Below are 25,685 nucleotides of genomic sequence, written 5' to 3' on the forward strand. Positions count from 1 at the left end.
GCGCGTCGATGGCATAGCCCCGGTCGTGACCGGGGCGGTCTTTCCCGTAGGTGATTTGGGTCTTGTAGCTGCTGCCATCGGCCCTGGGTCGCAGTTCGTCCAGCAGCGCGCAGACGGTGTGCACGATCTCGATGTTGGGCTTTTCGTTCCAGCCGCCTACGTTGTAGGTCTGGCACAGCCTGCCTGCCTCCAGCACACGGCGGATGGGCGCTGCAGTGATCCTTGACGTAGAGCCAGTCGCGCACCTGCATCCCGTCGCCATAGACAGGCAAGGGCTTACCGGCCAGGGCATTGACGATCATCCGCGGGATGAGCTTTTCTGGAAAGTGATAAGGCCCGTAGTTGTTGCTGCAGTTGGTGGTGACAACCGGCAGGCCGTAGGTGTGGTGCCAGGCGCGCACCAAGTGGTCACTGGCGGCCTTGCTGGCAGAGTAGGGGCTATTGGGCTCGTACCGATGGGTCTCGGTAAAGGCTGCATCACCTGGCCCCAAACTGCGGTATACCTCGTCGGTGGAAACATGCAGAAAGCGAAAGGCTGCCTTGGCTTCACCCTGCAGGCCAGCCCAATAGCCGCGCACCGCATCCAGCAGGTGAAACGTGCCGACGATGTTGGTCTGGATGAAGTCGCCAGGGCCGTGAGTGGAGCGGTCAACATGGCTTTTGGCCGCGAAGTTGATCAAGGCACGGGGCTGGTGCTCTGTCAGCAATCGGGTCACCAATGCACTGTCGCCAATGTCGCCCTGCACGAAAATGTGGCGCACATCACCTTGCAGGCTGGCCAGGGTTTCGGGGTTGCCTGCGTAGGTGAGTTTGTCGAGGTTGATGACATGCTTTTGCGAACCAGCCAGCCAGTCGAGAACGAAATTGGCGCCAATGAAACCGGCGCCGCCGGCAATAAGGATCAAGTCAAACTCCCAGCAATTTATATTTTTTCATTGCTTGCAACCAATACTTCAGCCGCCTGCTATCCCCTTGATGGGAAAAGCGATAGTCTGCAAATTCAGGCACTCGCTTCATCCAGCACTTGCCCGATCACCGCGCAAGTCTTGTCGATCTCCGCTTGGGTCAGCGTAGGATGTACCAAAAACATCAGCGACGTTTCTCCCAACTCGCGGGCCATTGGCAAACGCTCCGCAGGTCGCCAGCCGGTGTTGTCAAACGCTTTCTCCAGGTAGACCTCGGAGCATGAGCCCTGGTAACACGGCACGCCCTGTGCGTTGATGGCTTCCACAATGCGGTCACGGGTCCAGCCTGGGGCCAGGTGGTCGGGCTGCACATACACATAGCATTTGTAGTGGGCATGGGCGCAGTCGCTGCGTGCAGGGCAGCCAGCGTCACACTGGGCGCGATCGCACCCGAAGGCAGGTACGTGCACCGCCGCGTGGGGACGGCAGGCTGCCCAGATGGCCTCGGCATTGGCAGTTCGCTGTGCTGTCCAGTCCGCCATGCGACGCAGCTGAATACGGCCAATGGCAGCCTGCACTTCCAGCATGCGCCAATTGGTACCAAAGTCCTCGTGCAGCCATCTGAAGCCCGGGGGGTGTTGCTTCTCGTACACGGCGGCGTAACTCTTGCCATGGTCTTTGTAGGCCCACATGGCGCGCCACAGGGCCTCGTCATTAGTCGTCACCATGCCGCCTTCGCCACCGGTGCTCATGATCTTGTCCTGGCAAAAACTCCACGCACCCGCGTGACCAATCGACCCGACACTGCGGCCCTTGTAGCGGGCGCCGTGGGCTTGCGCGCAATCTTCAATGATCTTCAGGCCATGCTCTTCTGCCAACGCCATGATCGGATCCATATCACACGGCCAGCCTGCCAGGTGCACGCAAATCACGGCGCGGGTAGCAGGCGTCAGAACCTTCGCAATGGTGGCAGCAGAGAGATTGCCGCTGTCTGCCTCCACGTCGGCAAACACCGGCGTGGCCCCGGCATTCACAACACAAGAAACGCTGGCAATGAAGGTGCGCGGCGTCACCACCACCTCGTCGCCCGGACCAATGCCCAGCGCCTTCAGCGCCACATCCAGCGCCAGCGTGCCATTGGACAAAGCCACGGCATGACTGGTGCCCGCCCAAGTGGCGAACTCCTTTTCAAATTCGCGGCATTCGGTACCGGTCCAATAATTGACTTTATTGGACAGCACCACATCGCGAACAGCATTGGCCTCTTCAATCGTGAAACTGGGCCAGGGAGAAAAAGGGGAATTCAGCATTTAATTTCCAAACGAAACGTTATTTGACGCGCGGTTCCATTGCGCGCGCCGGGTTGCCCACCACCGTGATGCCGGGGGCCACATTCTTGGTAACGACTGCGCCCATGCCCACGACGGCGCCACGACCAATCACCAGCGGATCGCCGGGCTTACCCTGGCGCAGAATGGCGCCGGTGCCAATGTAGGCGTGGTCTTCTACCACCACGTTGCCATTGCAGTGCACGCCAGGGGCAAAGGTCACAAAGTCACCTATCACGCAGTCGTGCGCCACGTAGCTGTACAGGTTGGCGTGGAATTGCTGGCCTATGCGAATGTTGCTGGTCAGTGTGACAAACGGGCTTAGCACTGCCCCGGGGCCAATCTGCACCTCGTCCATCACCACTACATTGGCGGCCCGCACCTCAAAAAATGCCACACCGTCGGTGACGCAACGCGCCTCCAACTTCTCACGCACCGTGCTACTGCCAATGGCCAGACTGATGTGGCGCGACGCGGCTGGCTCGGCCAGCCACTGCGCGTAAGTCAACACTCGATGGCCGTTGAGTTGTGCTGCTGCCGGGTTGTCATCGACAAACACCAGATCCCAAGGCTGCCCTTCGGTCTCTCGTAACTGCTGTCGCATTAACGGCAACACTTCACGACCAAATCCGCTGGAACCAAAAATAGCAAACCGTTTCATGCGTTTCTTCCTTGTATTGGTTGGCTCACGACGTACCGCCCGTGAACTTGCTCATCGTCGCCTCACCCGCTGCGCTAATGCCCTCACGCACCAGCACCTTGCGCACGGTCAGCCATAGGATTTTGATGTCCAGCCACAGTGTGTGGTGATCTACATACCAAACATCCAACTTGAACTTATCTTCCCAACTCAGCGCGTTGCGGCCGTTCACCTGCGCCCAACCCGTAATGCCGGGGCGCACCTCATGGCGGCGGGCCTGCGCGGGCGAGTACAGCGGCAAATACTCCATCAACAGCGGGCGCGGGCCGACCAAGCTCATGTCGCCCTTAAGCACGTTCCACAGTTCAGGCAATTCGTCCAAGCTGCTGGCACGCAGAAAGCGGCCAAAAGCAGTCAGGCGATTAGCATCGGGCAGCAACTGACCGTCTGATCCGCAGGCATCCGTCATGGTGCGGAACTTGACCATGTTGAACGGCTGGGCGTTTAGGCCTGGGCGGGTCTGGCGGAAGAAGACCGGGCTGCCAAGTTTGCGGCGGATCTGCCATGTTAAAAACAAGAGCGGAATACACAAGAGCAGCAAGGCCAGGGAGGCTAAAAGGAAGTCAAAGAGGCGTTTCATCGTTGCGCCCCTTCCACCCAATCAACCCACCGATCAGACAGCAACGTGCGGTCAAACTCTTTTTGGGCTAAGACAAGCCCACGCTTGCCCATGGCCTTGAGGGCGGGGCGGTCGCTGGCGGCTTGTTCCAGCGCATCCGCAAAAGCGTTAGGGTTATCGGGCGGCACCGCAAATCCGCATTGGTGCTGGGTAATCATCTCAGCTAGCCAGCCAGGGTAGTTATTCAGCACTGGCAAGCCCGCAGCAATGTAGTCAAAAAATTTGTTGGGTGACGTGCCGTAGTAAAAGGCTGGCACGTTAGCCAGGCACTGCATGCCAACATCAGTGGCGGCCATCAGGCCCGCAAGGCGCACTTTGTTAACCGGGTCATGAAACACCACGTTGTTCAGACCTTCGCGCTGCGCACGCGCTTGCAGGCCGGGTTTGAGTTTGCCACTGCCAATCAGCAGCAGCTTGATGTCGTCGCGGCCCCGGCGCTTGAGTTCAGCAGCGGCATCCAGCACGGCCTCCAGCCCGTTGGCCATGCCGTGCGTGCCTGCAAACACAGCCAGCAAATCAGTCGCCCGCACTTGCGCGGGTCGCCACGGTTCCACAGTGTTTGAAAATATGCCTAAGTCACACCCGTTGGGCACCAGCGCTATGCGCTCACGCGGCACGCCCCGGTGCGCAATACCCTCCACAATGCCCGGCGACAAGCCAATGACCCGGTGCGCCGAGCGGTAACTGGCCCACTCCAGCACACCCATGGCCCAAAGCACCACCGGGTTCTTGATTACACCCATGGCCCGTGGCAACTCGGGCCACAGGTCGCGCACCTCAAACACAAACGGCTTGCCGCGCAACCAGCGCGCAAAAATACCCGGAATACCCGCCGTGAGCGGCGTGGTGGTAGCAAACAGAACGTCATACCGCTCGGTGAACGCCAAGCGGATGCTGTGAGCAGCAAACTTCAGGAATGTGAGGGCACGTCTAAACAAACCGTCGCTATTGGAATAGGCCAAGTCGAATTCGATGATCTCGATTCCGTCCACCAAGCCGCGCCGCCGCCCCCTCGCAAAAGGCATGATCAGCCCAGTTTCACCCCCACCATAACTGCCACACACCATGGTGACGTGATGGCCGCGCGACAGCAGTCGGCGCGCCATTTCGTAAGAGCGGATGCCGACCGAGCCCTTGGGCGTTGAAAAATGTTGATGAAAATAAAGAACCTTCATACTGCCCAGCGGTACTCCGTAGTCAAGGTGCCCGGCTGCTGAACTTCAATTTCCAGCACGGGCAAGGGGGTTTTTTCAAGGTAATGGCGCGACTCCCAGCCTTCTACCAATTCGCAGCGAACGATGGGCATGCTTGCTTGCACCGTCAGCACATGCGCACCATTCATCAGGCGCTGACCTTCCAATCGCCAGCTTCCCGGCGCCACGCGCCAGCGCAGCACGGCCTTGCGCGCAAAGCCCGCCACCTCGTCCACCACCTGCAGGTGCGAGTCGCGCAAGTTGATGCGGCGCTGGTGGCTAGCTCGGTGGCCATCGCGGTAGCCGGCGGCAAAATGCGTCGCCTGCGCCTCTTGCATCAGCGGCTCGATAAACGAGGTCTTGAGCCAGTCGCCAAAAAGAAAACGACTCAAGCGTGGCATCTGGTCGCGGTCATCAAACTGCACGGTGTTGTGGCTGGCCGTACCGCCAAAGTAGTTCAGCCACTTTGGCTCGGTGTTGTAGCTGTAGGAGCCAGCATCGCGCAGCAGGTTGTCGCCGGACAGCCAAAGGTCAAGGTGCAGTGCATCGGCCTGGCTGGGGCGAAAACGAAAGCGAGGATAGCGCAGCATGGCCATGGCCGCCCCGCGTCGCAGCACGGCAAAGCCACCGTCGTCTGCTGCGCGGTTGCCCGGTTGCGGGGCGAGCGCCTGCGGACTTGGCACGCCCAGCCACTGCAACGCGTGGTTCCAGGGGCCGTCTTGCGGATAAGCACGTTGGTCGGCAAACAAAGCCATGGCCAGTTGCACGCTGGGTCGGCAATCGCGATAAGCGCTATCGGTCAACTGCAACAGTCGGGCGCCGTCATTCGCGCCCAGATTAGGACCGTCGCCATTGAGGGGACTAACCATGCTGTGGAGCCACTGCGTGGCCGCCAGCGCGCGCTCTTGCCAACGCCCGGAAAATGTTGGCAACGCCATGTGCCGGCGCCAAACCTCGACCATGCAAAAAGTGTCGAGCATCACGCGGTGGTAGTTCAGCGAATACTGACTAAAGCTGCCATCCGCCCCGATCAGCCGGGCAGCGCGATCTTCCAACCAACGGCGACCGATTTGTTGCCACCGAGCGCCCTCCGGCATACCCAATGCAGCCAGCCAGCTGCCACCAATGAACAGCGCCGCGGCTTCCGAAGTGCCGTGGTTGTTGTCTTGCGCCACGGCGTATTGCATGGTGGGCGCAATGCGCTGCAAATGCAGGTGCACCAAGTCACGCAGACCGGGCGTGGGCTGTTGAACCTGCCCCGAAATCATCGCAGCCATGGCCAAGTGCATGACCCGTATGGACGCTTCTTGCCCACACTTCCAGTTCGGGCCACGGTAAGGTGGGTTGTGCATGCACCAGTCGGCCAGCCAATCGTTCAGTCGTGCCCGCGCTTCGCCATCGCCATTGCGGGCGCGCTGGGCGAATGCCAGCACCCAGTCCATTCGCGACAGCTCCCAAATGAGCTTGATGTCGCCCACGGCTGGGTCAAAGTCCGGTATCTGCCACCAGCCGCGCTCCGGCGCGGCCACGCGTTGGCCCGTAAACGGGTTAGCCAACCAGTCCGGCGGAGCGGCAGTCACGGTGAACGGCCAGCGGCAGAACAAGTGCGCCACCGTCTGCCACCCCGAAACGAGCGGCACGTGCACCACACCTAACGTTGTTGCCTGGAAAAATGGCCCCTTCGGCACGGCAGCTTTCAACCGACGTACCGGGTTCAAGCCCAGCTTGACGCCCACGCGGTACGACGCCGCCCGCGCAATGTTGGGCAAACCCAGCGCTAGCGCTGTGCTAACTTTTGACGTAATCCCGGTCATTGCTTGCGCAACTGCTCCGCCACATCGATGGTGACACGCGCTACTTCAAAAATCTCTTCCACCGGAATGGCGGGCGCGCCTTTTTCTACAGCCTTCAAGAAAGCCGCCGCACAGGCGTTTTGGCCCTTGTCTTGCTTCCACAAGTTCAGCTTGCTAAAGCCCGGCCAGCCGTGGCCCTTGAGCTTGCGAAAGTTGTCCAACTGCAGCACGCGCCCGGCAGCAAACACCTCTACCCGCTCTTTGGGGAAACTGGCCGCGCCATTGGCCAGGTACATGATGGTGCCAAACGAGCCGTCTTCAAAGCCCAGGGTAATACTCGCCTTGTCTTCGGTAATGAGCACCCCCGGCGCATCGCCCATGCGGCGCGCCTGCACCGACACAATGGGGCATCCCGCCAAAAAACGCATCAGGTCGATAAAGTGACAAGCCTCGCCAATAATTCGCCCCCCCCCCACCGCGTTGTCTTGCGTCCAATGGTTGGGGGGAATCGCGCCAGCGTTCATGGTCATGATGAACGACTTGGGCTCTTTCACAGCCTGCAGCAAGGCTTTCATCTTTTGCACCTGTGGCGAAAAACGGCGGTTAAAGCCGACCATCAGCTGCGGCCCTTGACCGGCAATATGCGCCAGTGCATAAGCCGCCTGCACATCGGCCAACTCTGCGTGGTGAATGGCCAGGGGCTTCTCCACAAACACGTTTTTTCCAGCCTGCAGCGCCTGCGCCACAAAGCGGGCGTGCGTGTCGTGGCGGGTCACGATAGCCACTGTGTTGATCGTCGCGTTGGCCAGCATGGCGGCCATGTCGGTGGAAGCCTCGGCAAAGCCCGCCTTTTCACCATGAATCACGCCATTGATGCCGCCCGCCGTAACGATGGTGTGAAACTGCGCCCCCGCCACCTTGAACGCCGGAATCAACATGCGTGAGGCATAGTTGCCTGCGCCAACAAAGCCCAACACCGGGCGCTGCGCGTCAAACCGGGCGCCAGATGCCAGGGTCACGTTACGAACGGCTCGCTTGGCCACCGGCGAGGTGTATTGCAGCAAAAAGCCCAGTCCACTCTTGTCTTGGGTGAGCATCTGGTAGGCCTGCGGTGCGTCTTCAAACGCAAAGCGGTGGGTAATGAGCGGTTTCACATCCAAATGCCCGCTGGCCAGCATGTCCAAAACAGCCTCAAAGTTGCGCTGCTCGGTCCAGCGGACAAAGCCCACCGGGTAGTCTTGCCCCTTGTCCTCGTAATTGGGGTCGTAGCGCCCCGGCCCGTAAGAACAGCTCACCTGAAAGCTCAGCTCTTTTTCATAAAAGTCAGCCCGGTTCAGCTCCAGCCCGGTCACTCCCACCAGCACAATACGCCCGCGCTTGCGGCACATGCGCGCCGCCTGTGTGACGGGGTCACTGGACTTGGTCGACGCGGTAATGATCACACCGTCCACTCCTTGGCCCCGGCTAAGCGCCATGCCTGCGGCCACCGGGTCTTCACCCGCGCCGGGGTTGCAAGTGGCAGCACCAAACTGGCGGGCCAGGGCCAATTTGCTTTCATCAAAGTCAATGGCCAACACGCGGCAACCCTGGGCGCGCAGCAACTGCAAGGTCAGCAAGCCAATCAAACCCACCCCGGTGACGACAAAAGCCTCTCCCAGCGTCGGCTGAGCCAGTCGAATGCCCTGTAGCCCAATACTGGCCACCACCACGAACGCGGCAGACTCGTCGTCCACCCCGTCTGGAATGCGGGCGCACAGGTTTTTGGGCACCTTGACCATATCGGCATGAGGGCCGTTGGACATGACGCGGTCACCCACCTTGAATCCGTCCACCCCCGAGCCCACCTCAGCCACCACGCCCACGTTGCAGTAGCCCAGCGGCAGCGGCTGCGCCAGCTTGGACTGCACCGCCTCTATGGTGGTCATCAGCCCATCGGTGGCCACCTTTTCAAGCACCATCTTGACCTTCTCAGGCTGCTGGCGGGCTTTGTCCAGATAGGAGGCTTTGCCAAAGCCTACCAACATGCGTTCGGTGCCGGCGGAGATCAAACTCACCGTGCTGGCAATCAACAGCGAATCCCTGGACGCAACCGGTGCGGGCGCCTCGCTCACATAAGTAGCCCCTTGGCCCATATCCTGCAATATTTGTTTCATTACTATTCCAAAAAAACTCAAACTAGACGACTGGGCCGCGCGTAATTGATAAGCACCGCGCGATAAGGCCCTTTAAACACAAACATGCTGCCCGCCGCCGCGCCCACTACGCCCACCGCGTCAATCAACTCCTGCATGTGGGTGCTATTACCTGCACCGCCCAGCATGGTGACGGGCGAGCTCACAGTCTTACGGACCAGCTTGGCAAGCTCCAGGTCATAGCCAGCCATCTCGCCGTCCCGATCAATGCTGTTGATCACAATTTCACCCGCGCCCAGTTCAACGGCCTGTTGGCAAAACTCCAACAGGTTTGCCTTCTGTTTCTCAGTGCCGTTGCGTGTGTAAATGGTGTACCCCGGTAACAATTTGTTCTTTCGGACATCCAGCGTCACCACCACACTCTGTGCGCCTACGGCCTCAGCCATTTCACGAATCAATCTAGGCCGGGCTAGCGCCGCTGCACTGATAGACACCTTTTCAAAGCCTGAAGCGATAATCTGGGTTGCCTGCTGCGCAGTGGTAACGCCACCCCCATAACCCAAGGGCATTCTGGACTCGACGGCCAAGCCCTTCAATAATGCAAAATTTGGTGTCTGAGCGTGTGCAGTGGCATCAATGTCAATCAGCATCAGCTCATCAACTTCTTTCTCGTTAAAAATCTTGACGGCATTGAGCGGATCACCCACGTATTTGGCATCTTTGAACTGCCTTGTTTTGACCAAGCCGCCATCGTGCAACAGCAAACACGGAATAATTCTGGAGCGAAGCATGGCTAAAGCTCCGCAAAGTTACGAAAAACAGCCACACCATTGGCGTGACTCTTTTCAGGATGAAACTGCATACCAAACACATTGGCATGCGCTACGGCACAGGGTAATTCTTTGCCATACTGCACCGTTGCAACCACATCATCGGGATCAGTTGCATCAAAATAATAACTATGCAAGAAATAAAAACCCTGCTGAATATCTACCCCGACAAATAAGGCAGCATCAGCCTTGGGCACAATAGAATTCCAACCCATGTGCGGTAACTTGGGGTTAGCGGGAATCAAACTCGCGTCAATTTGACGAACACGCCCTCGAACCCACCCCAAGCCTGCAAGTGAACCTTCGTCACTCGACTCAGCCAACACCTGCATACCCACACAGATGCCCAAGACTTTCTTCTTTCGCACCAACACTTGCTCATTCAGGGTTGCCACCATGCCCGAGTCATTCAAATAGCGCATGGTGGCATCAAAGGCCCCGACGCCTGGCAAGACGTACCTGTCAGCCTTTGCCAATTCACCCAAGTCATTGGTAATGACATAGGGCACCTTGAGCTGCTTGTAAATGTTAGCGATAGCCGCAATGTTGCCAGAGCCATAGTCAATAATGGCGATCATCGCTTAACCGACCTTTCAACACCCAGCAGTTTCAGTACTTTGGCACCCAGATCAAACATCCATTCCTGATTTTTATAATCTTTGTAAGTTTTTAATGGCATCTGGTGGTAGCCACGCAATTCCTCAACACTGATACCCAACTTGGAGGCAATATACGCAAAGTCCTCGTCAATAGTTTCAGGGTCATAAGCTGGTTTTTCAAGCTTGGCCAGGGCTTCTTCACGGGTCATCTGCCCAGTAAGAATCAAACTCGAATATTGCACACGCCGCGTGTCATAGCCAAAGCGGGTTGGTAGCCAATAGCCTTCATAGAAACGGGTGAAGCGTGACTCGAAGTGTTTTTGCGGATAGGGACGCCAGCCATACAACTCAGATAGAACTTGCGAAGCGTTCTCTTTGGTGTAAGGCAGATAGTTAAGCGGCTTGACCACTTGCACCCCTTTGATGTAGCGGAGATAGACCTTGTGGAACAGAACGCTGCTGAAAGGGTAGGTGTCAAGCGGCCGCGTACCAAACTGCCCATGAATATCACGCAACTGCGCCATGTCTGTGCCGTAGTAAAGCCAATCTTTGGGGTTGCGAACGCATTCGGTGGCAAAGTTGCCCCCGTTGACGATGTACTTGATGTTGTGCTTGTTCGCAAAGTGGTACAGCGTAGCTACAAATGCATGATCCTGAGGAATGTCAAGATGCGGCACCCCAGACTTGAAGAAAGATAGCTGGAAGTCTCGCATCTCCTGCCAGTTAATTACTTCAGTGTACAAATCCAACCCAAGCTTGTCCACCAGCATCTGAATGTTGTTAACTGCAAGATCTGTATTCCAGCCCCCATCAACGTGAAACACCAACGGACGAAGATCAAACTCTTTGACAGCAAGATGCAGCAAATATGAACTGTCCAGCCCACCGCTCATTCCCATAATGCAGTCAAAAGGTTTACCCTTGCCGGCCTGTTTTATTTTCCCGACCATCTCACGGAACAGTGCCTTGCCAGTGTCATTGGGATGCCAATTGGGCAAGACGTCACTTTTGAATCCGCTGCAATGGTCACAAACACCTAGTTCGTCGAAGACGATCTGAGTATCGCTTGTATCCATCACACAACTGCTACAAACTTGATAATTTTTCATTTAAGTACTCCATCGCTTTTCTTCATAAATAACTATGCCGGCTAATATGGCATTGATTTTCAGCGAAAAATCTTGACATATTTTCGATAGACGCGGTGAGCGTCCCTAGCGAACAACCATCGTTGCTTACTAGGAAGCTTGGCCAGCGAAGCATGCCAATGGTGTACAACTTGGATAGCGGGCTCATAATAAACTTGCTGCCCGACATCGCCTAGTTGTTTGCTTAGAAAAAATTCCTCTGACATTAAAAACGTTGGAGCCCAGAGCTCTTTAAACTGTTCAAAGAAGCGGGGGCCGAGTAGATAGCAGGATCCGTGTCCCTGACTAATTGGTTGAGCGACTTGCCACTGTTCTTCATCTGCGCGGTCGGACACAACGTGAAACATCATTGCCAATTTGTGAATCAGTAATCCGACATAGTAATTCGCGTAATAGAGATCGTAGAAAATCTCGCGGATGGTACTGATATTGGCAATGACGTGCGGATTCTGGTGCTGTCCGTCAACGGTGATGACATCGGGGGAAACTACCGCGTGAGCCCTCAGGCGTGACGCATATGCGGACAAGTTGTCAGCAAAGTCCGATGGAAACTCCAGGTCGTTATTACCAACAACCATCCAGTCTATATCTGAATGTTCAATGCGTAACTGTGATATTCCAAGATTCAAGCCGCGAAAATATCCAATATTCTCACCATTTAGTATTAACCGCAAACAAGAAAATTGTGACGCCATTTCCCGCAGCAGCGCAACATCGTCAAGATTAGAATTATTGTCGACGACAACAATCTGGTAATCGTGATCTTTATTGCTCAGCAATGTACGAATTGCCTTCAGCGTAAAGACGCTGTTATTAAAGTTGGTACAGACGTAACCTATTTTCATTTTAACTCGGAAAGAATGATGAGAAATTTTCTCAGCAGTAGGAGAATGCTTACGCAAGAGATATATCAGTTGGACCAATTATTTTATTTAAATAATTGTTAATATAAACCAATATTATTATTAAAATAAAAGTAACATAGATGCTATTCCAAACAAACTGACTAATCAGGAAGGAAGTGTAAATAAACCCAATTAGATGCGCAAAAACAGAGGCGGATACGGTCGGGTTTGGCGAAACCAATAGCTGAAAAAATGAAACATGACAGAATAGTCCAAATCCAATCATAAACGCAAGAGATCCAATTAATCCAAAATCATAAATCAGACCACGAAACATTGTAAAAATATTTGTCTGAATTATTTCGCCGTAATAAAAATATTCATCATAATATCCAGCAGGTACATACTTATCGCTGCCAAATAACTTGAAAATGGACATGAATGTATGAAATCCATACTCACTAAAATCATCAGAGTAATTCACAACCGACTCGCCAAACATTAGGTGTGAAAACCAGTCCGAAAACGCATACATGTGTGCCGATGAATATGATAAAAAAGACCTCGTGAGTTCTGTTTTGATGACTACGAGATCGTCTGATTCAAAAAGACCGCGCGCCAAAAAAGACATTGTCAGCACAGGAATAATAAGCAGAATATATATTAATATTGTTACAACATTCTCTTTTCGTATGAATGTAAGATCATTCTTTCGTATTTTGCTAATCAAAACTCCCGCGATAAAATATGCGATTGCAAGGAAGAGTGTCCCTTTTGCACCTTGAATGACCATCACTGCAGCAGAAGGTACCAAAACAAGTAATAATATAATTGATCCTCGTACCTTCTGAGGTCGGTCGTTATAGTACATTCCTCCAATAATCGCCGATGTGTATGTAAACACCACGCTAAGCTTGCCAAATAAATTTACATCAAGTTCATCATTATATCGGCGCGCAATATAGGAATTGGCTGTTTGCATTATGTCGAAAACAATATCATTTAGAGAAAAGCCCTGTGCCGCCGTGTTTATTACTAAGAATAAAAGGGTGAGTAAAGTTGTCCCAAAAAATGCCAGGCGCATAAAAGACCCGCCGAAGTTCGATCGATTGCTTCGCTTTCTATTTACTGCATAAGCCTTGTGCCAGTCGATGCTAAGAGCTGTTGCAGAGAACAAAAGGCAGCACAAGAATATATAGGCGACCGCCGTCCACTCTATCGGAACCGAAAATAGAACGACTAGCGGAATGAAAGTTAGGGCAAACCAAAACAAACCGAACAAACAGGCAGGAAATATCCAAGTGCCGACCAGTCGGCGCACGAGACCGGCTTGCACCAGAATCAGCAGGCTGAATAGGATCGCTAACAGTTTTTCTGCCATGTTTTCAGCTTGAACGTTGGACGTTGTTCACGCGCCGCGGATAAGACTTATGGTGAGTCATCAGCCACGTCAAATGTTTATTTAAATTCACTGGAAGTATCTTCTTGTGATGATTGCCAGTAATATAGCTTCCGCCAAGACAAAACTGATAGCGGCGCCAAGCGGCCCGGCGACTGAAGCTAGCAGAGTACTGATTGCAAGGCTAATGAGTCCGGTGCTCAGAATGGCGATAAACAAATAACGTCGTTCACCGAGCGCATTCAATCCGGCGCTACCAAACATAAAGTTAGAAACTCCAAAGAAAGTGCCAGCGCTCATTAACAGAACCAGAGAAGCGACATAGTCAGCATTCTCAATGCGTTGCACCCAAGTAATATTATGTCCTATGGTTAGATAACCAAGCACCAAGACAAGTAGTAATACAGCCAATACCGCTAGTTGAGGCCATGTCAATTTAAGAAGTGCATGAAAGACTGGCCGCCCCGGGGACCCTGCAGTCCGGGCAACACGGATAGCCTTCGGGAAAAAGAGTTGATTTAACGGTCGTATTGAAGCTTGAATTGCCTTGACCAGTTTTTCCGCCATCGAATAGGCAGCAATGCCTGCTCCCAGGCTACCTAATGCGCTGAGGATAATTACGTTGACGTCGCGATATAGGGTGACACTCAAATTACCCAGAAATACATCTTTACCTGACCACAACATCTGTTTGAGTTGTGTCGCAGAAACGCCGACGAACCGAATGCCGAATTGATGCATCGCATATAGCAGCGAACATATCGCCCCTATTAGGTAAAATCCGCCAATAGCGAGCGGTACAAGAAGGTAATCAGCTTGACCATCCACGGCATTCAATACTACGAATAATATGCATATGCGGCTTAGCACCGTAATTATGGCTACTGGCGTATTCCGCTCAAGGCCCTGATAGAGCCAGTTTGGCTGGATGGCATAACTGAGCGGAACGAGTGCCCAGAAGAGGGCGAGCACAACCAGTTTCTTGTCAATCAACAGCGCAACAAGGATGAATATGGGAGCACAGCATATGAATAGCGACAGACGCAGATAAGTGATGCCACTGAATATATGTGAAATCTGCTTGGCATCGACCTTCGGGTCCAGCCCCACTACTTGGACTACACCGTCAACTTCGAAGCTATAAAGCACGATTGCAAGAAGAAATAGTGACAGCGCCTCGGAAAGTACAATCTTTGCGTAAAGGTCGGACCCAACCACTCCCAAAGCAAAGGGAAAAATCACGAGTGGCAACACGGCATTCGATATCTGTATCGTTGCCAGTGCTGTCAGATTGACGAGCTTATGCTTCAATGAAACCTTAAAATTTTTCTTTTATTAGCGGCTGGCCCGAGTCAGCTATTGAGGATGCCACGGGTGTCGATCACGCAAACGTGCTCAGCGAACTTCTGGCTCATGTCAATAAATTCACGATGATCAACAAGCAATACGAGGATGTTGGCTGTGGTGACGCCTTCTTCTGCCGTAGCTAGGCCTACATTGGGGATATCTTCAAAAGCTTGGGGGAGACCGAGGATATGTGGCTCAACCAATAAGACGCGTCCCCAGTTCTTTTGTGCAACCGCAAGCGCAATTGCCAGGGCAGGGCTTTCGCGTAGATCGTCAATGTCAGGCTTGAAGGCCAGACCAAAGCAGGCAATAGTCACATCTTTAGCCGTTTTGTTTGGGTTGGCTTGCAAGTAGTCGGCCACGGCTAGTTTCACCTTGTCAATTACCCATTCCGGCTTGCTGTCGTTGACTTCACGGGCGGTGCGGATCAGGCGGGCCTGGTCTGGCGTCTGGCTCACTATGAACCATGGATCCACGGCAATGCAGTGCCCACCCACTCCGGGGCCTGGTTGCAGGATGTTGACGCGCGGGTGTCGATTGGCCAGCTTGATGAGTTCCCACACGTTGATGTCCAGTTTGTCGCAGATGATGGACAACTCGTTGGCAAAGGCAATGTTCACGTCGCGGAAACTGTTTTCGGTCAGCTTGCACATTTCGGCGGTACGGGCGCTGGTGATGACGCATTCGCCTTGCACAAATATTTTGTACAGTTGGGCTGCGGCTTCAGAGCATTTGGGTGTCACGCCTCCAATGACGCGGTCATTTTGCATCAGTTCGCGCAGCACGTGGCCCGGTAGGACGCGCTCTGGGCAGTAGGCCACGCGAATATCTGATGTCTCACCATGCGTTTGGGGGAATGTCAGGTCTGGCCGGGCGGCAGCCAGCCAGGCGGCCATTTGCTCGGTAGTCCCAACGGGCGAGGTGGATTCAAGGATGACCAAGTCACCTTGTTTGAGCACGGGAGCTATTGCCCGGCTGGCGGCTTCAATGTAGCACAGGTCTGGCTCGTGGTCGCCATTGTGGTCTGCCTTGAAGGGTGTGGGCACGGCTATTAAAAATGCGTCGGCTGGCTCAGGCTTGGTAGTTGCACGCAGGTAACCTGCGGATACTGCGGCTTGCACCACCATGTCCAAATCGGGCTCCACGATGTGGATCTGGCCGCGGTTTATGGTGTCCACGGCTGTTTGGTTGATGTCAACACCAATCACTTTGATCTTGCGGCTGGCAAAGACGGCGGCGGTGGGCAGGCCGATGTAGCCTAGACCGATGATAGAAATGGTTTTGTAGTTCATGACTGAGGTGATGATATTTTGGGTTCTTGTAGGGCAGACTTTAGTCTGCCTAATCGACTGAAGTCGACCCTACAAAAGCTGCTAGCGATTGCAGTATGCGTTGGCAGGCGCGGCCGTCGCCGTAGGGGTTGTGGGCGAAGGCCATGCTGTTGTAGGCGGCGTTGTCGGTTAGCAGGGTGCGCAAGTGTTGGGTGATGGCGGCCACCGTGGTGCCGATCAGCTTCACTGTGCCTGCCTGCACGGCCTCGGGGCGCTCTGTGGTGTCGCGCATTACCAGCACGGGCTTGCCCAACGACGGGGCTTCTTCTTGTATGCCGCCGGAGTCGGTCAAAATGATGTGGGCACGGTTCATGAGGTACACAAAGGGCAGATAGTCCTGCGGTTCGATGAGGTGAATGTTGGCAATTCCAGCCAATAGGCGGTTGACGGGCTCGCGCACATTGGGGTTGAGGTGCACGGGGTAGACGACGTCCACGTCCGGAAATGCCTGGGCGGTGTCGGCCAGCGCCTGACAGATGCGTTCAAACCCATTGCCAAAGCTTTCGCGGCGGTGACCGGTGACAAGCACGATGCGCCGCTCGGGGGCCAAGAAGGAAAATTGCCGGGCAAAGCGCTGCTGCAGGGATTCATCGGTCTTGAGTTTGTTGACAACTTCTAGCAAAGCATCAATAACGGTGTTGCCGGTGACGACGATGCTGCTGGCGGGCACACCCTCGTGTTGCAGGTTTTGGCTGGAGGTATCAGTGGGGGCGAAGTGCACCGCCGCCAATGCGCCCGTGAGCTTGCGGTTGCCTTCTTCGGGCCAGGGTGAATACAGGTTGCCGGTGCGCAGCCCGGCCTCTACATGGGCCACGGGTATCTGCTGGTAATACGCGGCCAGGCTGGTGGCAAAGGTGGTGGCGGTGTCCCCATGCACCAGCACGATGTCGGGCTTGAACTGGCTGAACACACCTTTCATGCCCTGCAAGATGGCAGTAGTTACGTCCGTCAGGTCTTGACCCGGCTTCATGATGTTGAGGTCAAAGTCTGGCTGGATAGCAAACAGGTGCAGCACTTGGTCCAGCATCTCGCGGTGCTGGGCGGTGACGCAGAGTTTTGCCTCAAACCGCTCATCTGCGGCCAAGGCCAGGGCGAGCGGGGCCATTTTGATGGCTTCGGGTCGGGTGCCGAAGACAGTGAGAACTTTGATACGGTCTTCCATGGGATTCATTATTCTTGACTCAAACGGCTCCGCGTCCGATAGCGTGCCTGAACGAGGCGCGCAATTGGGCTAGTTTTTTTGCGGATTCTCGCGTTTGGTCAGCGGTATCCAAAGAATGACGAATGAATACGTAAAGCAGAAGCAAGATGCCGACTGACAGCGTGGTCAAGATGGCTATAACCGCGTTTTGGGGCTTGCTTTTGCGGTCAGGTGGCTGGGCGGCATCCACTACTTGGATGATGGCGCCTTCGCGGCTTTCGTCTACGCGGGCAATCTCGTATTGTTTGGCGAACAACTCGAACAAGGTCTCGTGGTATTTGAAGTCGCGGAATTTGGCGATGTAGTCGCTGTCGCCACTGTTGGCACCGGCCGCGGCAGGTTCTTCTTTTTCAGCACGGGCCATCTGGCCGCGCATGGCCGACAACTCGGTTTGGGCCTGTTTGAAGTCGGGTGCGGATTCGGTGAGGTAGCCGCGCATGCTGGCGAGCTTGATTTCTTGCGCGGTGATGCCGGCCTTGAGTTTGGCCAATGCTTCTACCGCCGCCCCGGGGCTGGCTTTGAGAGCACTGCTGTTGACGCCACTGGACTTGAGGGCCTGCTCGGCCTTGACCAGGTTGTCTTTGGCGTTGCTCAGCTGTTTTTCGAAGAAGACGCGGCGTTGTTGAGCTTCGGTGACGGCCAGCCGATTGAGCAGGTGGCCTAGCTCTTCCACATAGCCGTTGGCCAGTTGGGCGGCAAAGGCGGGGTCTTTGTCGCTGGCGTCGATGGTGATCAAGCCGTCTTTGCCGCTGGCGATTTGGGCATTGCCGTCCAATGTTTTGCGGGCATCTTCGCGGAATTTGGTCTCATAGCGCTCGGTCAACTTGAAGCGGTCGATCAGTGCGTCTTGCACGCTGCGGCTTTTGAGAAAGGCCACGTATTGGTCAGCCGGGTTCTTCAGGCCACCGGCCGCGCCAGCCAAACCACCTAAAGCGCCCAAGCCTGCCAGCATGGCGGCAGCCCCGCTTTGCTGCTGCTGGGGCGGCATGAATTTGGTGGTGGCGGTGAAGGTGGGCGGTATGGCGAAGGTAATGCCCAGCGCCAGCAGGCCAGCGGCCAAAGGCGCCAGCACCAGCAGGCGCAGGTTGTCGACCACGACCTGCAGCAGGTCCAGCAGGCTGATTTCGTCGTCGTCTTCGCGTTCGTCGCGCTCGTTGTTTTGAGTCATGGGTTAGTTACTATTATTTTGATAGCTGCTTGCGCATATTGGACGGGGGCTAGAGGCTGATTTCTTTCAGAAATTCTCTGAAGTGGTAACAGGTATGCCCGTTGCTTGTGAATACAAAACGTCTGGGCACAGGTCGGCACCGTTTGGCCAGACAACGGTGCCAAGTTCTGTGTTTACCGTGACTTGTCTGAAGTATTCGTCTTGCAGCAGCGGCGCAAAAACGCCGGTGTAGTTTTTGACTATCCGATCCATTTCGACAATGCCGTGAAATCCATTTTCAAAAGTAAGATCCAAATTGCGATTGGGCAAAGGTTGAACACGGATGACATCAATCAGAAACATGGTTCTACTCCAGAGGATCAACAGGCTTGAGTTCGGCATTATCCCGCGCAAGAACCCAATCGGCCATCAAGTCATCTTGATGCAAAGTGGCCCATTCCATAACCAAGCCCAGTGCCAAAAAACGACTGATTTCAGGCATGACCGCCCCCGTTCGTATTCATGGGCCACTGCTTGACGGACATGGTGAAGCGGATGAGCCCAGCAACTTTTTTAATGTAGATTTCTTCCCAGACCGACAAAAACTCAAACGTGTTTTTATTACGCAACCAGTTGTCAATAACAGCCGAGCCACTTTCACTTTCGCGCACCATGTCGGTTAGCGAGATGAAATCTGCGTCCGATTGTTTGATGATGGTGACGGGCACGCTTTGCACCATCAGGATTTTGTTATTCACCATGAGTTAGTTACTATTATTTTGATAGCTTCTTGCGCATATTGGACGGGGGCTAGAGGCTGCTTTCACTCAAGAGTCTCCCAGTGGCCGGGGCGTGTTGAAAAAGGCTACTAGGGATGCGATGCTGGCTTTAAGGGCGGAGTAGGTCATTTCTCTGCCCAAGGATTGACGACCGGAACAGACAAGTCGTCAAAGTGCCGCGTGTTGCGCGTGGCCAGGGTGGCGCGACGCGCCAAAGCAATACCGGCAATGAAGGTGTCGCGCATGTCCATGGGGCGGCCACGGCTTTTGCGGTCAGCGGCAAGAAGGGCCGCGTGGGTGGCGGCGCTGGCATCGAACTGCAGCACGCGGTTTTGCAGATCGTCTTGCAGGAGCTCATCAAAGCGTTCTTGCAACAAGCTCTTACGCTGGCCTGATGCCAACAAGGCCATGCCGTAGCGGGCTTCAAACAGGGTGATGCTGTTGAGCCAGACAGATTCGGCGGGCTGGTCGTCCAGCCAAGCCACCACCTGCGGGTCGGGTTGCAGCTGCATCAAGGCAGACAAGACGTTGGTATCCAGAATGATCATGCGCCGAGGGCCATGGGTTCAATGGTTTGCCCATGCAGTTCAGCCAGGGGTTCGTTCAGGCCTGCGCCAGCAAAGCGCGCAGCGATGCGCGAACCGAGCTTGGGTCGTGTCTGCGCTTCTTCACTGACGGCACGGCGCAAGATCTGGCGAACCTCTTCTTCCATGCTCCAGCCGTGCTGGGCAGCGCGCGCTTTTAAGCCAGCCTTCACGTCGTCTTCAATGTTACGAACGATAACTTGCGCCATAAGACAACTCCAAAGTTGGATGAGAAGCAAATGATATCACGATATCACAATTAACCGTGCCTGCTCAAGACTTTACAGCTTGCTGATGGAGTTGATGGCGGCGACACCCAGGCCGAAGTTGGAGAGGATTTGCGTCCAGTCCTTGAATGCGCGGGTCACCATGTTGTAGCGGCTCTCGCGGTCAATCTGCGCGGGCACCACCACGGTGTCACCGGGCATGACCTGGATGGATTCAAAACCACCGCCAAACAGCCCGCTGTGGTCGCGCCGCGCCACGATGCTGCCATCCGCGCGCAGCACAAAGGCCTGGTCGGGCTCGGCGTCTTCGGTCAAGCCGGCAGACTTGAGAACGTCAGCCACGGTCTTGCCCGACTTGTAGATAAACACGTTTTCGTTGTTGACGGAACCAAACGCCGATACAAAGCCTGGCACGGCGGGAACAAGAATGTGGTCGCCGTCTTCAAGCGGCAGGGCGGGCAAGGCGGCCAGGGTTTGGGCTTGCGGGTCCAGCTCCAGGGCCAGGCGGCCATTGCTCTTGAAGGACTTGAGCCGGTCAATCTGGCTCTTGAGTTGCAGCGCTTGCTGTTGCTGCAGCAGTTGGGCCTGGGCCGCATTGTCTGCCCCTTTGTTGGCGATGAAGCTGCTGGTTTGCGCTTGCGACTGCGCCTCTAGCTTGTGAATGAGGGTGTCGAGGTTTTCTTGCTGGCGCGTGCGCACCGATTCGCGGTTGAGCTCGGTGCCGAACACATAGGCCTGTGGTGTGAGGCCGCCAATACGCCTGAGCAGCTGGGGCAGGGTTTCGCCGGGTAATGTTTGGTACACGCCGGGGGCGGCAACTTCGCCTTCCACGCGCACCAGGCGGCTCTGGCGGTCTTGCGGCAGGCGCAGATCGTTTTGGCTCAGGATGGTGACCACGTCACCGGCTTGCAGTGGCAGGTTGTAGGCGGGGTCGCGTTGCAGCACGGCCTTGCCCAGGTTGAAGGGGATGAGCTCGTTGCTGAGTTTGTTGCGGTCCATGCGCTCGATGACGGCATAGTCCCAGTTGATCTGGTCTGAGAGGCCCCGGATGCGGGTGGCAACATTGCTACCGGCTTCGCGTGCCACGTCTGTGTTTTGCACCAGCAGGTTTTTGCGCTTGTAGTAATCGCCGGTGATGAGCGCATCACGCTCGGGAATCAAATCCAGGATTTTCATGCCTTCAAACCAGCGGTAGCGCAGCGGCGCCGCCACGGTGCCCTGTAGTGTCACGGCGTTGGCAAAGGCCGGGCTGATGCCCAGCAGGGTGAGCACGTCACCATCGTGCAGGGGCTGGCGCAGGCCTTGCTCATTGAGCACGATTTCTTGCACCTGACGGGGCGGATTGCTCTCGCGCGTGATGCGCTCCAACAGCGCTTTTTGCGTGGTGGCCAGGGCCGGCACGCCGCCGCCCAAGGACAGGATGTCGGCCACGCTGGTGGCGCCGGTTTTAAGTTCGTAAATAGCGGCTTGGTCAAAGGCGCCAGTGACCGCCACGCGCGGACCCACGGGAGGGATGACGATGACGTCGCCCGACATCAAGGGCAGATCATGGGATTTGTCGCCGCGCGCGATGAAGTCATACAGGTCAAGGGTGCTGACGGTCTTGCCCGCGCGCTTGAGCTCGATATTGCGCATGGAGCCATTGGCGCTGGGGCCACCGCTGGCGAACAGGGCATTGACCAGGGTGCTGAGGCTGGACAACTGAAAGGTGCCGGGCTGCCGCGCCTGGCCGACCACATACACCTGGATGCCGCGCAAACGACCCATGGTGGCGTTGGCCTGGAAGTTGGTGAAGACTTTGCCCAAATGGCTGCGCAAGGTGGCTTCAAGATCACGCACCGCCACGCCAGCCAGGGTGACCACGCCGACCTTGGGAATGTTCACCTGACCATTGCGGTCAATCGTCAGGCTGGTGTTGAAGTCCACCGGACCCCAGACCTGCAAGCGCACCTCATCGCCAGCGCCCAACACGTAGTCGGCCGGTGCGGGCAGGGCGCTGTCCGCAGCGTAGGCTTGCGGGGTGTCAAAGAGGTCGCGGCCATACATGGGCAGCAAGCGGCCGGTGGTCTCTTGCACAAAACGCTGAAACTGGTTGGGCCCGGACACGCGGGCCGGTGGACGCGCACGCGCCGCCTCGGGGCCAGGGGCATCGGCGCCAGCTTTGGTGGCCTCTTGCGCTGCGGCTTGCTGTTGTATGGATTGCTGCAGGGCACTTGCGCGTGCGGCGGCGGGTGTTGCGGCAGCAGGTGCAGCGGCATCCGTGGTGACGGCACTGGCTGGCGCTGCGGCAGCGCCACCAAAAGCAGTCGCCGCCGTTTGGGCCTGCAGGCCGGCGCTGAGTGACAGAGCCAGCGCAGCCTGCATCGCTCGCAGACAAAATGATTTCAAAGGTGACTTCAACATGGGCAATCGGGGCAATAACATGGAATAACTTGAACCTTGATTTAAACCGCAATGGCAGAAAGAGAACTGGCGCCACCAAACCGGCGGTCCAGGGAGCCGTACCAGCGAATGGCTTCGTCAAGCCCATCCACTGTAAAACTGGGCCACAACACGTCTGTGAAAAACAATTCGGTATAGGCAAGTTGCCACAGCATGAAATTGCTGACGCGCGACTCGCCGCCGGTGCGGATGAGCAGGTCAGGGTTCGGTGCGTAAGACAGGCCGAGGTGGGCGGACAGGTCGGCCTCGTTCAGCGCGTCAACAGATTGATCAGGGTGGGCCGCCTGCCACGACTTGACGGCTTGAACCACATCCCAGCGACCGCCATAGTTGACCGCGATAGAAAGCGTGATGGCGTCGTTGTGGGCGGTTTTTTCCTGGGCACTACGGATCAGGGCCTGAATCTTGGCATCGAAACCGGAAATGTCGCCGACCACCCGCAGGCGCACGCCTTTGGCGTTCATGTCGTTCACTTCTTTTTTCAGGTAGAGCGCCAGCAAACCCATCAGGCTGGACACTTCGTCTTGCGGGCGTTGCCAGTTTTCGGTGCTGAAGGCAAACAGGGTGAGAAAGCGCACCCCGCGGTCAGCACAGCCCTGCACGATGCTGCGCACGCGCCGCGCCCCACTGGCATGACCCAATGCCGCTGGCAAGCCGAACTGCTTGGCCCAACGACGATTGCCATCCATGATGATGGCAACGTGCTGGGGAATGGGTTTGATAACCGGAAACTGGGCGATGGTCACTGGCTGGGGCCTCTCGGCTACTTGAATTTCTGCAATGAATAAAAAAAGGCCTCCCACGAGCGCCCTGCTTTCGACCAGTTAGCTGGTTTTTATAGAACGGCATTGTACTTGGGTGACCATTTGTGGAAAACCCCCAAGGTCAATTGGGGGTCAGACTCCCATTGCTCGCAACACCATTTGAGCCCCGGGGTACACTTCGGCACGCCCTTTCCCAAGGGCACCCCTCCAACTTACAGCCTCTGGATGAATACCATGAACCGCTGCCCGCCAATGACGCTCGTCCGCTTTTTGACCGTGCTGGCCATGGTCCTGGTCTGGGCGGCAAGCAACAGCCCCTCCCCCGCCATGGCCCAAACCATGCTGCGCCAGTTTCCGCCAGCCGCCAAGCGCGGCATGCTGGTGGTGACGGCGCCGCCCGAGGTGCTGATCAACGGCACCTCCGAGCGGCTCTCTCCCGGCGCCCGCATCAAGGGCGTCACCAACATGACGGTGATGTCGGCCGCGCTGGTGGGCTCCAGCGTGCTGGTCAACTATGTACGCAATGCGCAAGGGCTGATTCATGAGGTGTGGATTCTGAGTCCGCAGGAAGCCCAGGAGCCGCGCGCCGGCATGGAGCCGGTGACGAATTTCGTTTTTGGCTCCGACGCCGACAAGCCCAAAACCGACGACGGGAAAACCCCGTTCAACCAGCTGCCCAAATACCCCAAGCAGTAGCCGGGGCGCCACCGCGCCTCGGCCATATGAAAAACGAGGCTGTAGCCCTCGAATCCACTGCATAGCTCGCTATTTAAACAATAGCAATAAAATTGAAACACCCCATGAGCAAAAAAGTCTTTATCAAAACCTTTGGCTGCCAGATGAACGAGTACGACTCGGGCAAGATGGCCGACGTGTTGAACGCCGCACAAGGCTATGAGCCGACCGACAACGTGGACGAGGCGGATTTGATTTTGTTCAACACCTGCTCGGTACGGGAGAAGGCGCAGGAAAAGGTGTTTTCTGATCTGGGCCGCGTCCGGCACTTGAAGAAAAAAGGGGTTTTGATCGGTGTGGGCGGTTGCGTGGCCAGCCAGGAAGGCGCTGCGATCATCGAGCGAGCACCCTATGTGGATGTGGTGTTTGGCCCGCAAACCCTACACCGCCTGCCGCAGATGCTCGTCGAGCGTGAGCGCCAGAACCGCTCGCAAGTGGACATCAGCTTTCCCGAGATCGAGAAGTTTGACCACTTACCACCGGCGCGGGTGGAGGGCGCCACCGCCTTCGTCAGCATCATGGAAGGCTGTTCCAAATACTGCAGCTACTGCGTCGTGCCCTACACCCGGGGCGAAGAGGTTTCGCGCCCGTTTGAGGATGTGCTGGTGGAGGTGGCGGGGCTGGCGGACCAGGGCGTGAAAGAGGTCACGCTCTTGGGCCAGAACGTGAACGCCTACCGCGCCCGAATGGCGGGCGACGCGGCGTCGCCGTCGGGAGAGACCGCCGACTTTGCGACCCTGATCGAGTACGTGGCCGAGATTCCCGGCATTGAGCGCATTCGCTACATGACCAGCCACCCGAATGAGTTCACGCCTTCCCTCATTGCCGCCTACGAGAAAATCCCCAAGCTGGTGAGCCATCTGCACTTGCCGGTGCAACATGGCTCGGACCGCATATTGATGGCCATGAAGCGCGGCTACACCGCCATGGAATACAAATCCACCGTGCGCAAGCTGCGCGCCATCCGGCCCGAGATGGCGATCAGCAGCGATTTCATCGTCGGCTTTCCGGGCGAGACCGAAGACGATTTCGGCAAGATGATGAAACTGATTGACGACGTGGGCTTTGACAACTCCTTCAGCTTCATCTTCAGCCCGCGCCCCGGCACGCCGGCCGCCAACCTGCATGACGACACGCCGCATGAGGTCAAACTGCGCCGCCTGCAGCATCTGCAAGCCGTCATCAACGACAGCATCAAGCGCATCTCTGAGAGCCGCCTGGGCACGGTGCAGCGCATTTTGGTGGAAGGCCCGTCCAAACGCGACGCAGCCGAGCTGATGGGCCGCACCGAGTGCAACCGGGTGGTCAACTTCATCGGACAGCCGGACCTGGCGGGCAAGCTGGTGGACGTGACAATTAGCGAGACGCGCTCTTATTCGCTGCGCGGCAATCTGCTATCAGTTAGATAGCTGCTTGCGTAATAGCGACGGGGGCTAGAGGCCTAAAATATATATAGATCCGTTGGGGACGGAGGTTCAGAAAGGCATTTTCGGCATGCCTTTCATGCCGCCCATGCGCTTCATCATTTTCATCATGCCGCCGCCCTTCATCTTCTTCATCATGTCCTGCATCTGCTCGAACTCGTTGAGCAGGCGGTTCACTTCCTGAACCTGGACGCCGGCGCCGGTGGCGATGCG

The 25,685-nt window shown here is 56.1% G+C and carries 24 protein-coding genes and 2 pseudogenes; 2 read left to right on the plus strand and 24 right to left on the minus strand.

The genetic code is table 11. The features are described from left to right. The 23 genes and pseudogenes from rfbB to uppS form a co-directional block, all read right to left on the minus strand. Window positions 1-905, minus strand: a pseudogene (gene rfbB, locus B3V69_RS01795) (dTDP-glucose 4,6-dehydratase); the annotation flags it as partial. 95 nt (window positions 906-1,000) lie between these two features. Further along, the gene (locus tag B3V69_RS01800) at window positions 1,001-2,215 is read right to left on the minus strand and encodes a DegT/DnrJ/EryC1/StrS family aminotransferase (protein WP_296443229.1); all 1,215 of its coding nucleotides are present in this window, start codon (window positions 2,213-2,215) and stop codon (window positions 1,001-1,003) included. A gap of 19 nt (window positions 2,216-2,234) precedes the next feature. Beyond that, complete coding sequence (locus tag B3V69_RS01805; RefSeq protein WP_296443232.1) at window positions 2,235-2,894, minus strand: acetyltransferase; 660 nt, start codon at window positions 2,892-2,894, stop codon at window positions 2,235-2,237. A 25-nt stretch (window positions 2,895-2,919) separates the two neighbouring features. After that, window positions 2,920-3,513 carry a sugar transferase gene (locus B3V69_RS01810; RefSeq protein ID WP_296443234.1) on the minus strand — a complete coding sequence of 198 codons (594 nt, stop codon included), beginning with the start codon at window positions 3,511-3,513 and terminating at the stop codon, window positions 2,920-2,922. After that, on the minus strand, window positions 3,510-4,727 hold the full coding sequence (locus tag B3V69_RS01815) for a glycosyltransferase family 4 protein (protein ID WP_296443235.1): 1,218 nt from the start codon (window positions 4,725-4,727) through the stop codon (window positions 3,510-3,512). Before B3V69_RS01815 ends, B3V69_RS01810 begins: the two co-directional genes overlap by 4 nt. Next, window positions 4,724-6,385, minus strand: a complete 1,662-nt coding sequence (locus tag B3V69_RS01820) for a heparinase II/III family protein (RefSeq protein WP_296443237.1) — start codon at window positions 6,383-6,385, stop codon at window positions 4,724-4,726. Before B3V69_RS01820 ends, B3V69_RS01815 begins: the two co-directional genes overlap by 4 nt. Window positions 6,386-6,555: 170 nt before the next feature. Further along, window positions 6,556-8,691, minus strand: coding sequence for a bi-domain-containing oxidoreductase (locus B3V69_RS01825; protein ID WP_296443239.1), 2,136 nt, complete (start codon window positions 8,689-8,691; stop codon window positions 6,556-6,558). 17 nt (window positions 8,692-8,708) lie between these two features. Beyond that, entirely contained in the window at window positions 8,709-9,461 is a 753-nt protein-coding gene (locus B3V69_RS01830) for an AglZ/HisF2 family acetamidino modification protein (protein ID WP_296443241.1), read from the minus strand. 2 nt (window positions 9,462-9,463) lie between these two features. Further along, complete coding sequence (gene hisH / locus B3V69_RS01835) at window positions 9,464-10,078, minus strand: imidazole glycerol phosphate synthase subunit HisH (RefSeq protein WP_296443243.1); 615 nt, start codon at window positions 10,076-10,078, stop codon at window positions 9,464-9,466. Continuing rightward, the gene (locus tag B3V69_RS01840) at window positions 10,075-11,208 is read right to left on the minus strand and encodes an N-acetyl sugar amidotransferase (protein WP_296443244.1); all 1,134 of its coding nucleotides are present in this window, start codon (window positions 11,206-11,208) and stop codon (window positions 10,075-10,077) included. Before B3V69_RS01840 ends, hisH begins: the two co-directional genes overlap by 4 nt. 59 nt (window positions 11,209-11,267) lie before the next feature. Further along, complete coding sequence (locus B3V69_RS01845) at window positions 11,268-12,092, minus strand: glycosyltransferase family 2 protein (RefSeq protein WP_296443246.1); 825 nt, start codon at window positions 12,090-12,092, stop codon at window positions 11,268-11,270. Between the two features lie 49 nt (window positions 12,093-12,141). After that, the gene (locus B3V69_RS01850; RefSeq protein ID WP_296443247.1) at window positions 12,142-13,473 is read right to left on the minus strand and encodes an O-antigen polymerase; all 1,332 of its coding nucleotides are present in this window, start codon (window positions 13,471-13,473) and stop codon (window positions 12,142-12,144) included. An 87-nt stretch (window positions 13,474-13,560) separates the two neighbouring features. Beyond that, on the minus strand, window positions 13,561-14,802 hold the full coding sequence (locus tag B3V69_RS01855; protein WP_296443249.1) for an oligosaccharide flippase family protein: 1,242 nt from the start codon (window positions 14,800-14,802) through the stop codon (window positions 13,561-13,563). A gap of 41 nt (window positions 14,803-14,843) precedes the next feature. Continuing rightward, window positions 14,844-16,130 (minus strand): UDP-N-acetyl-D-mannosamine dehydrogenase, encoded by a 1,287-nt coding sequence (wecC, locus tag B3V69_RS01860; protein WP_296443250.1) that lies wholly within the window; start codon window positions 16,128-16,130, stop codon window positions 14,844-14,846. A gap of 49 nt (window positions 16,131-16,179) precedes the next feature. After that, window positions 16,180-17,331 (minus strand): non-hydrolyzing UDP-N-acetylglucosamine 2-epimerase, encoded by a 1,152-nt coding sequence (gene wecB, locus B3V69_RS01865; RefSeq protein ID WP_349679192.1) that lies wholly within the window; start codon window positions 17,329-17,331, stop codon window positions 16,180-16,182. 19 nt (window positions 17,332-17,350) lie between these two features. Further along, window positions 17,351-18,538, minus strand: coding sequence for a Wzz/FepE/Etk N-terminal domain-containing protein (locus B3V69_RS01870; protein WP_296443251.1), 1,188 nt, complete (start codon window positions 18,536-18,538; stop codon window positions 17,351-17,353). Window positions 18,539-18,604: 66 nt separating this feature from the next. Continuing rightward, entirely contained in the window at window positions 18,605-18,880 is a 276-nt protein-coding gene (locus B3V69_RS01875; protein ID WP_296443253.1) for a DUF2442 domain-containing protein, read from the minus strand. 4 nt (window positions 18,881-18,884) lie between these two features. Further along, window positions 18,885-19,019 (minus strand): hypothetical protein, encoded by a 135-nt coding sequence (locus tag B3V69_RS01880; RefSeq protein ID WP_296443255.1) that lies wholly within the window; start codon window positions 19,017-19,019, stop codon window positions 18,885-18,887. After that, window positions 19,012-19,278 (minus strand): KilA-N domain-containing protein, encoded by a 267-nt coding sequence (locus B3V69_RS01885; protein ID WP_296443257.1) that lies wholly within the window; start codon window positions 19,276-19,278, stop codon window positions 19,012-19,014. The genes B3V69_RS01880 and B3V69_RS01885 overlap by 8 nt, the downstream gene beginning before the upstream one ends. 143 nt (window positions 19,279-19,421) lie before the next feature. After that, window positions 19,422-19,844: a type II toxin-antitoxin system VapC family toxin gene (locus B3V69_RS01890; protein ID WP_296443259.1), complete on the minus strand. Its 423-nt coding sequence runs from the start codon at window positions 19,842-19,844 to the stop codon at window positions 19,422-19,424. After that, window positions 19,841-20,089 carry a FitA-like ribbon-helix-helix domain-containing protein gene (locus B3V69_RS01895; RefSeq protein WP_296443261.1) on the minus strand — a complete coding sequence of 83 codons (249 nt, stop codon included), beginning with the start codon at window positions 20,087-20,089 and terminating at the stop codon, window positions 19,841-19,843. Before B3V69_RS01895 ends, B3V69_RS01890 begins: the two co-directional genes overlap by 4 nt. A gap of 72 nt (window positions 20,090-20,161) precedes the next feature. Further along, window positions 20,162-22,510: a polysaccharide biosynthesis/export family protein gene (locus B3V69_RS01900; protein ID WP_296443262.1), complete on the minus strand. Its 2,349-nt coding sequence runs from the start codon at window positions 22,508-22,510 to the stop codon at window positions 20,162-20,164. Window positions 22,511-22,551: 41 nt separating this feature from the next. Continuing rightward, entirely contained in the window at window positions 22,552-23,295 is a 744-nt protein-coding gene (gene uppS, locus B3V69_RS01905; RefSeq protein WP_296443264.1) for a polyprenyl diphosphate synthase, read from the minus strand. A 252-nt stretch (window positions 23,296-23,547) separates the two neighbouring features. On the opposite strand from uppS, the gene B3V69_RS01910 reads away from it, so the two are divergent. Together B3V69_RS01910 and miaB are read left to right on the plus strand one after the other, a co-directional pair. Continuing rightward, window positions 23,548-24,009 (plus strand): hypothetical protein, encoded by a 462-nt coding sequence (locus tag B3V69_RS01910; protein WP_296443265.1) that lies wholly within the window; start codon window positions 23,548-23,550, stop codon window positions 24,007-24,009. 104 nt (window positions 24,010-24,113) lie between these two features. Beyond that, window positions 24,114-25,457, plus strand: a complete 1,344-nt coding sequence (gene miaB / locus B3V69_RS01915; protein ID WP_296443266.1) for a tRNA (N6-isopentenyl adenosine(37)-C2)-methylthiotransferase MiaB — start codon at window positions 24,114-24,116, stop codon at window positions 25,455-25,457. 66 nt (window positions 25,458-25,523) lie between these two features. Here the strand turns inward: miaB and B3V69_RS01920 are convergent. Continuing rightward, window positions 25,524-25,685, minus strand: a pseudogene (locus B3V69_RS01920) (signal recognition particle protein); the annotation flags it as partial.

This window comes from Rhodoferax sp. UBA5149, assembly GCF_002413825.1.
In the GTDB taxonomy this organism is placed as follows: Bacteria; Pseudomonadota; Gammaproteobacteria; order Burkholderiales; family Burkholderiaceae_C; genus Rhodoferax.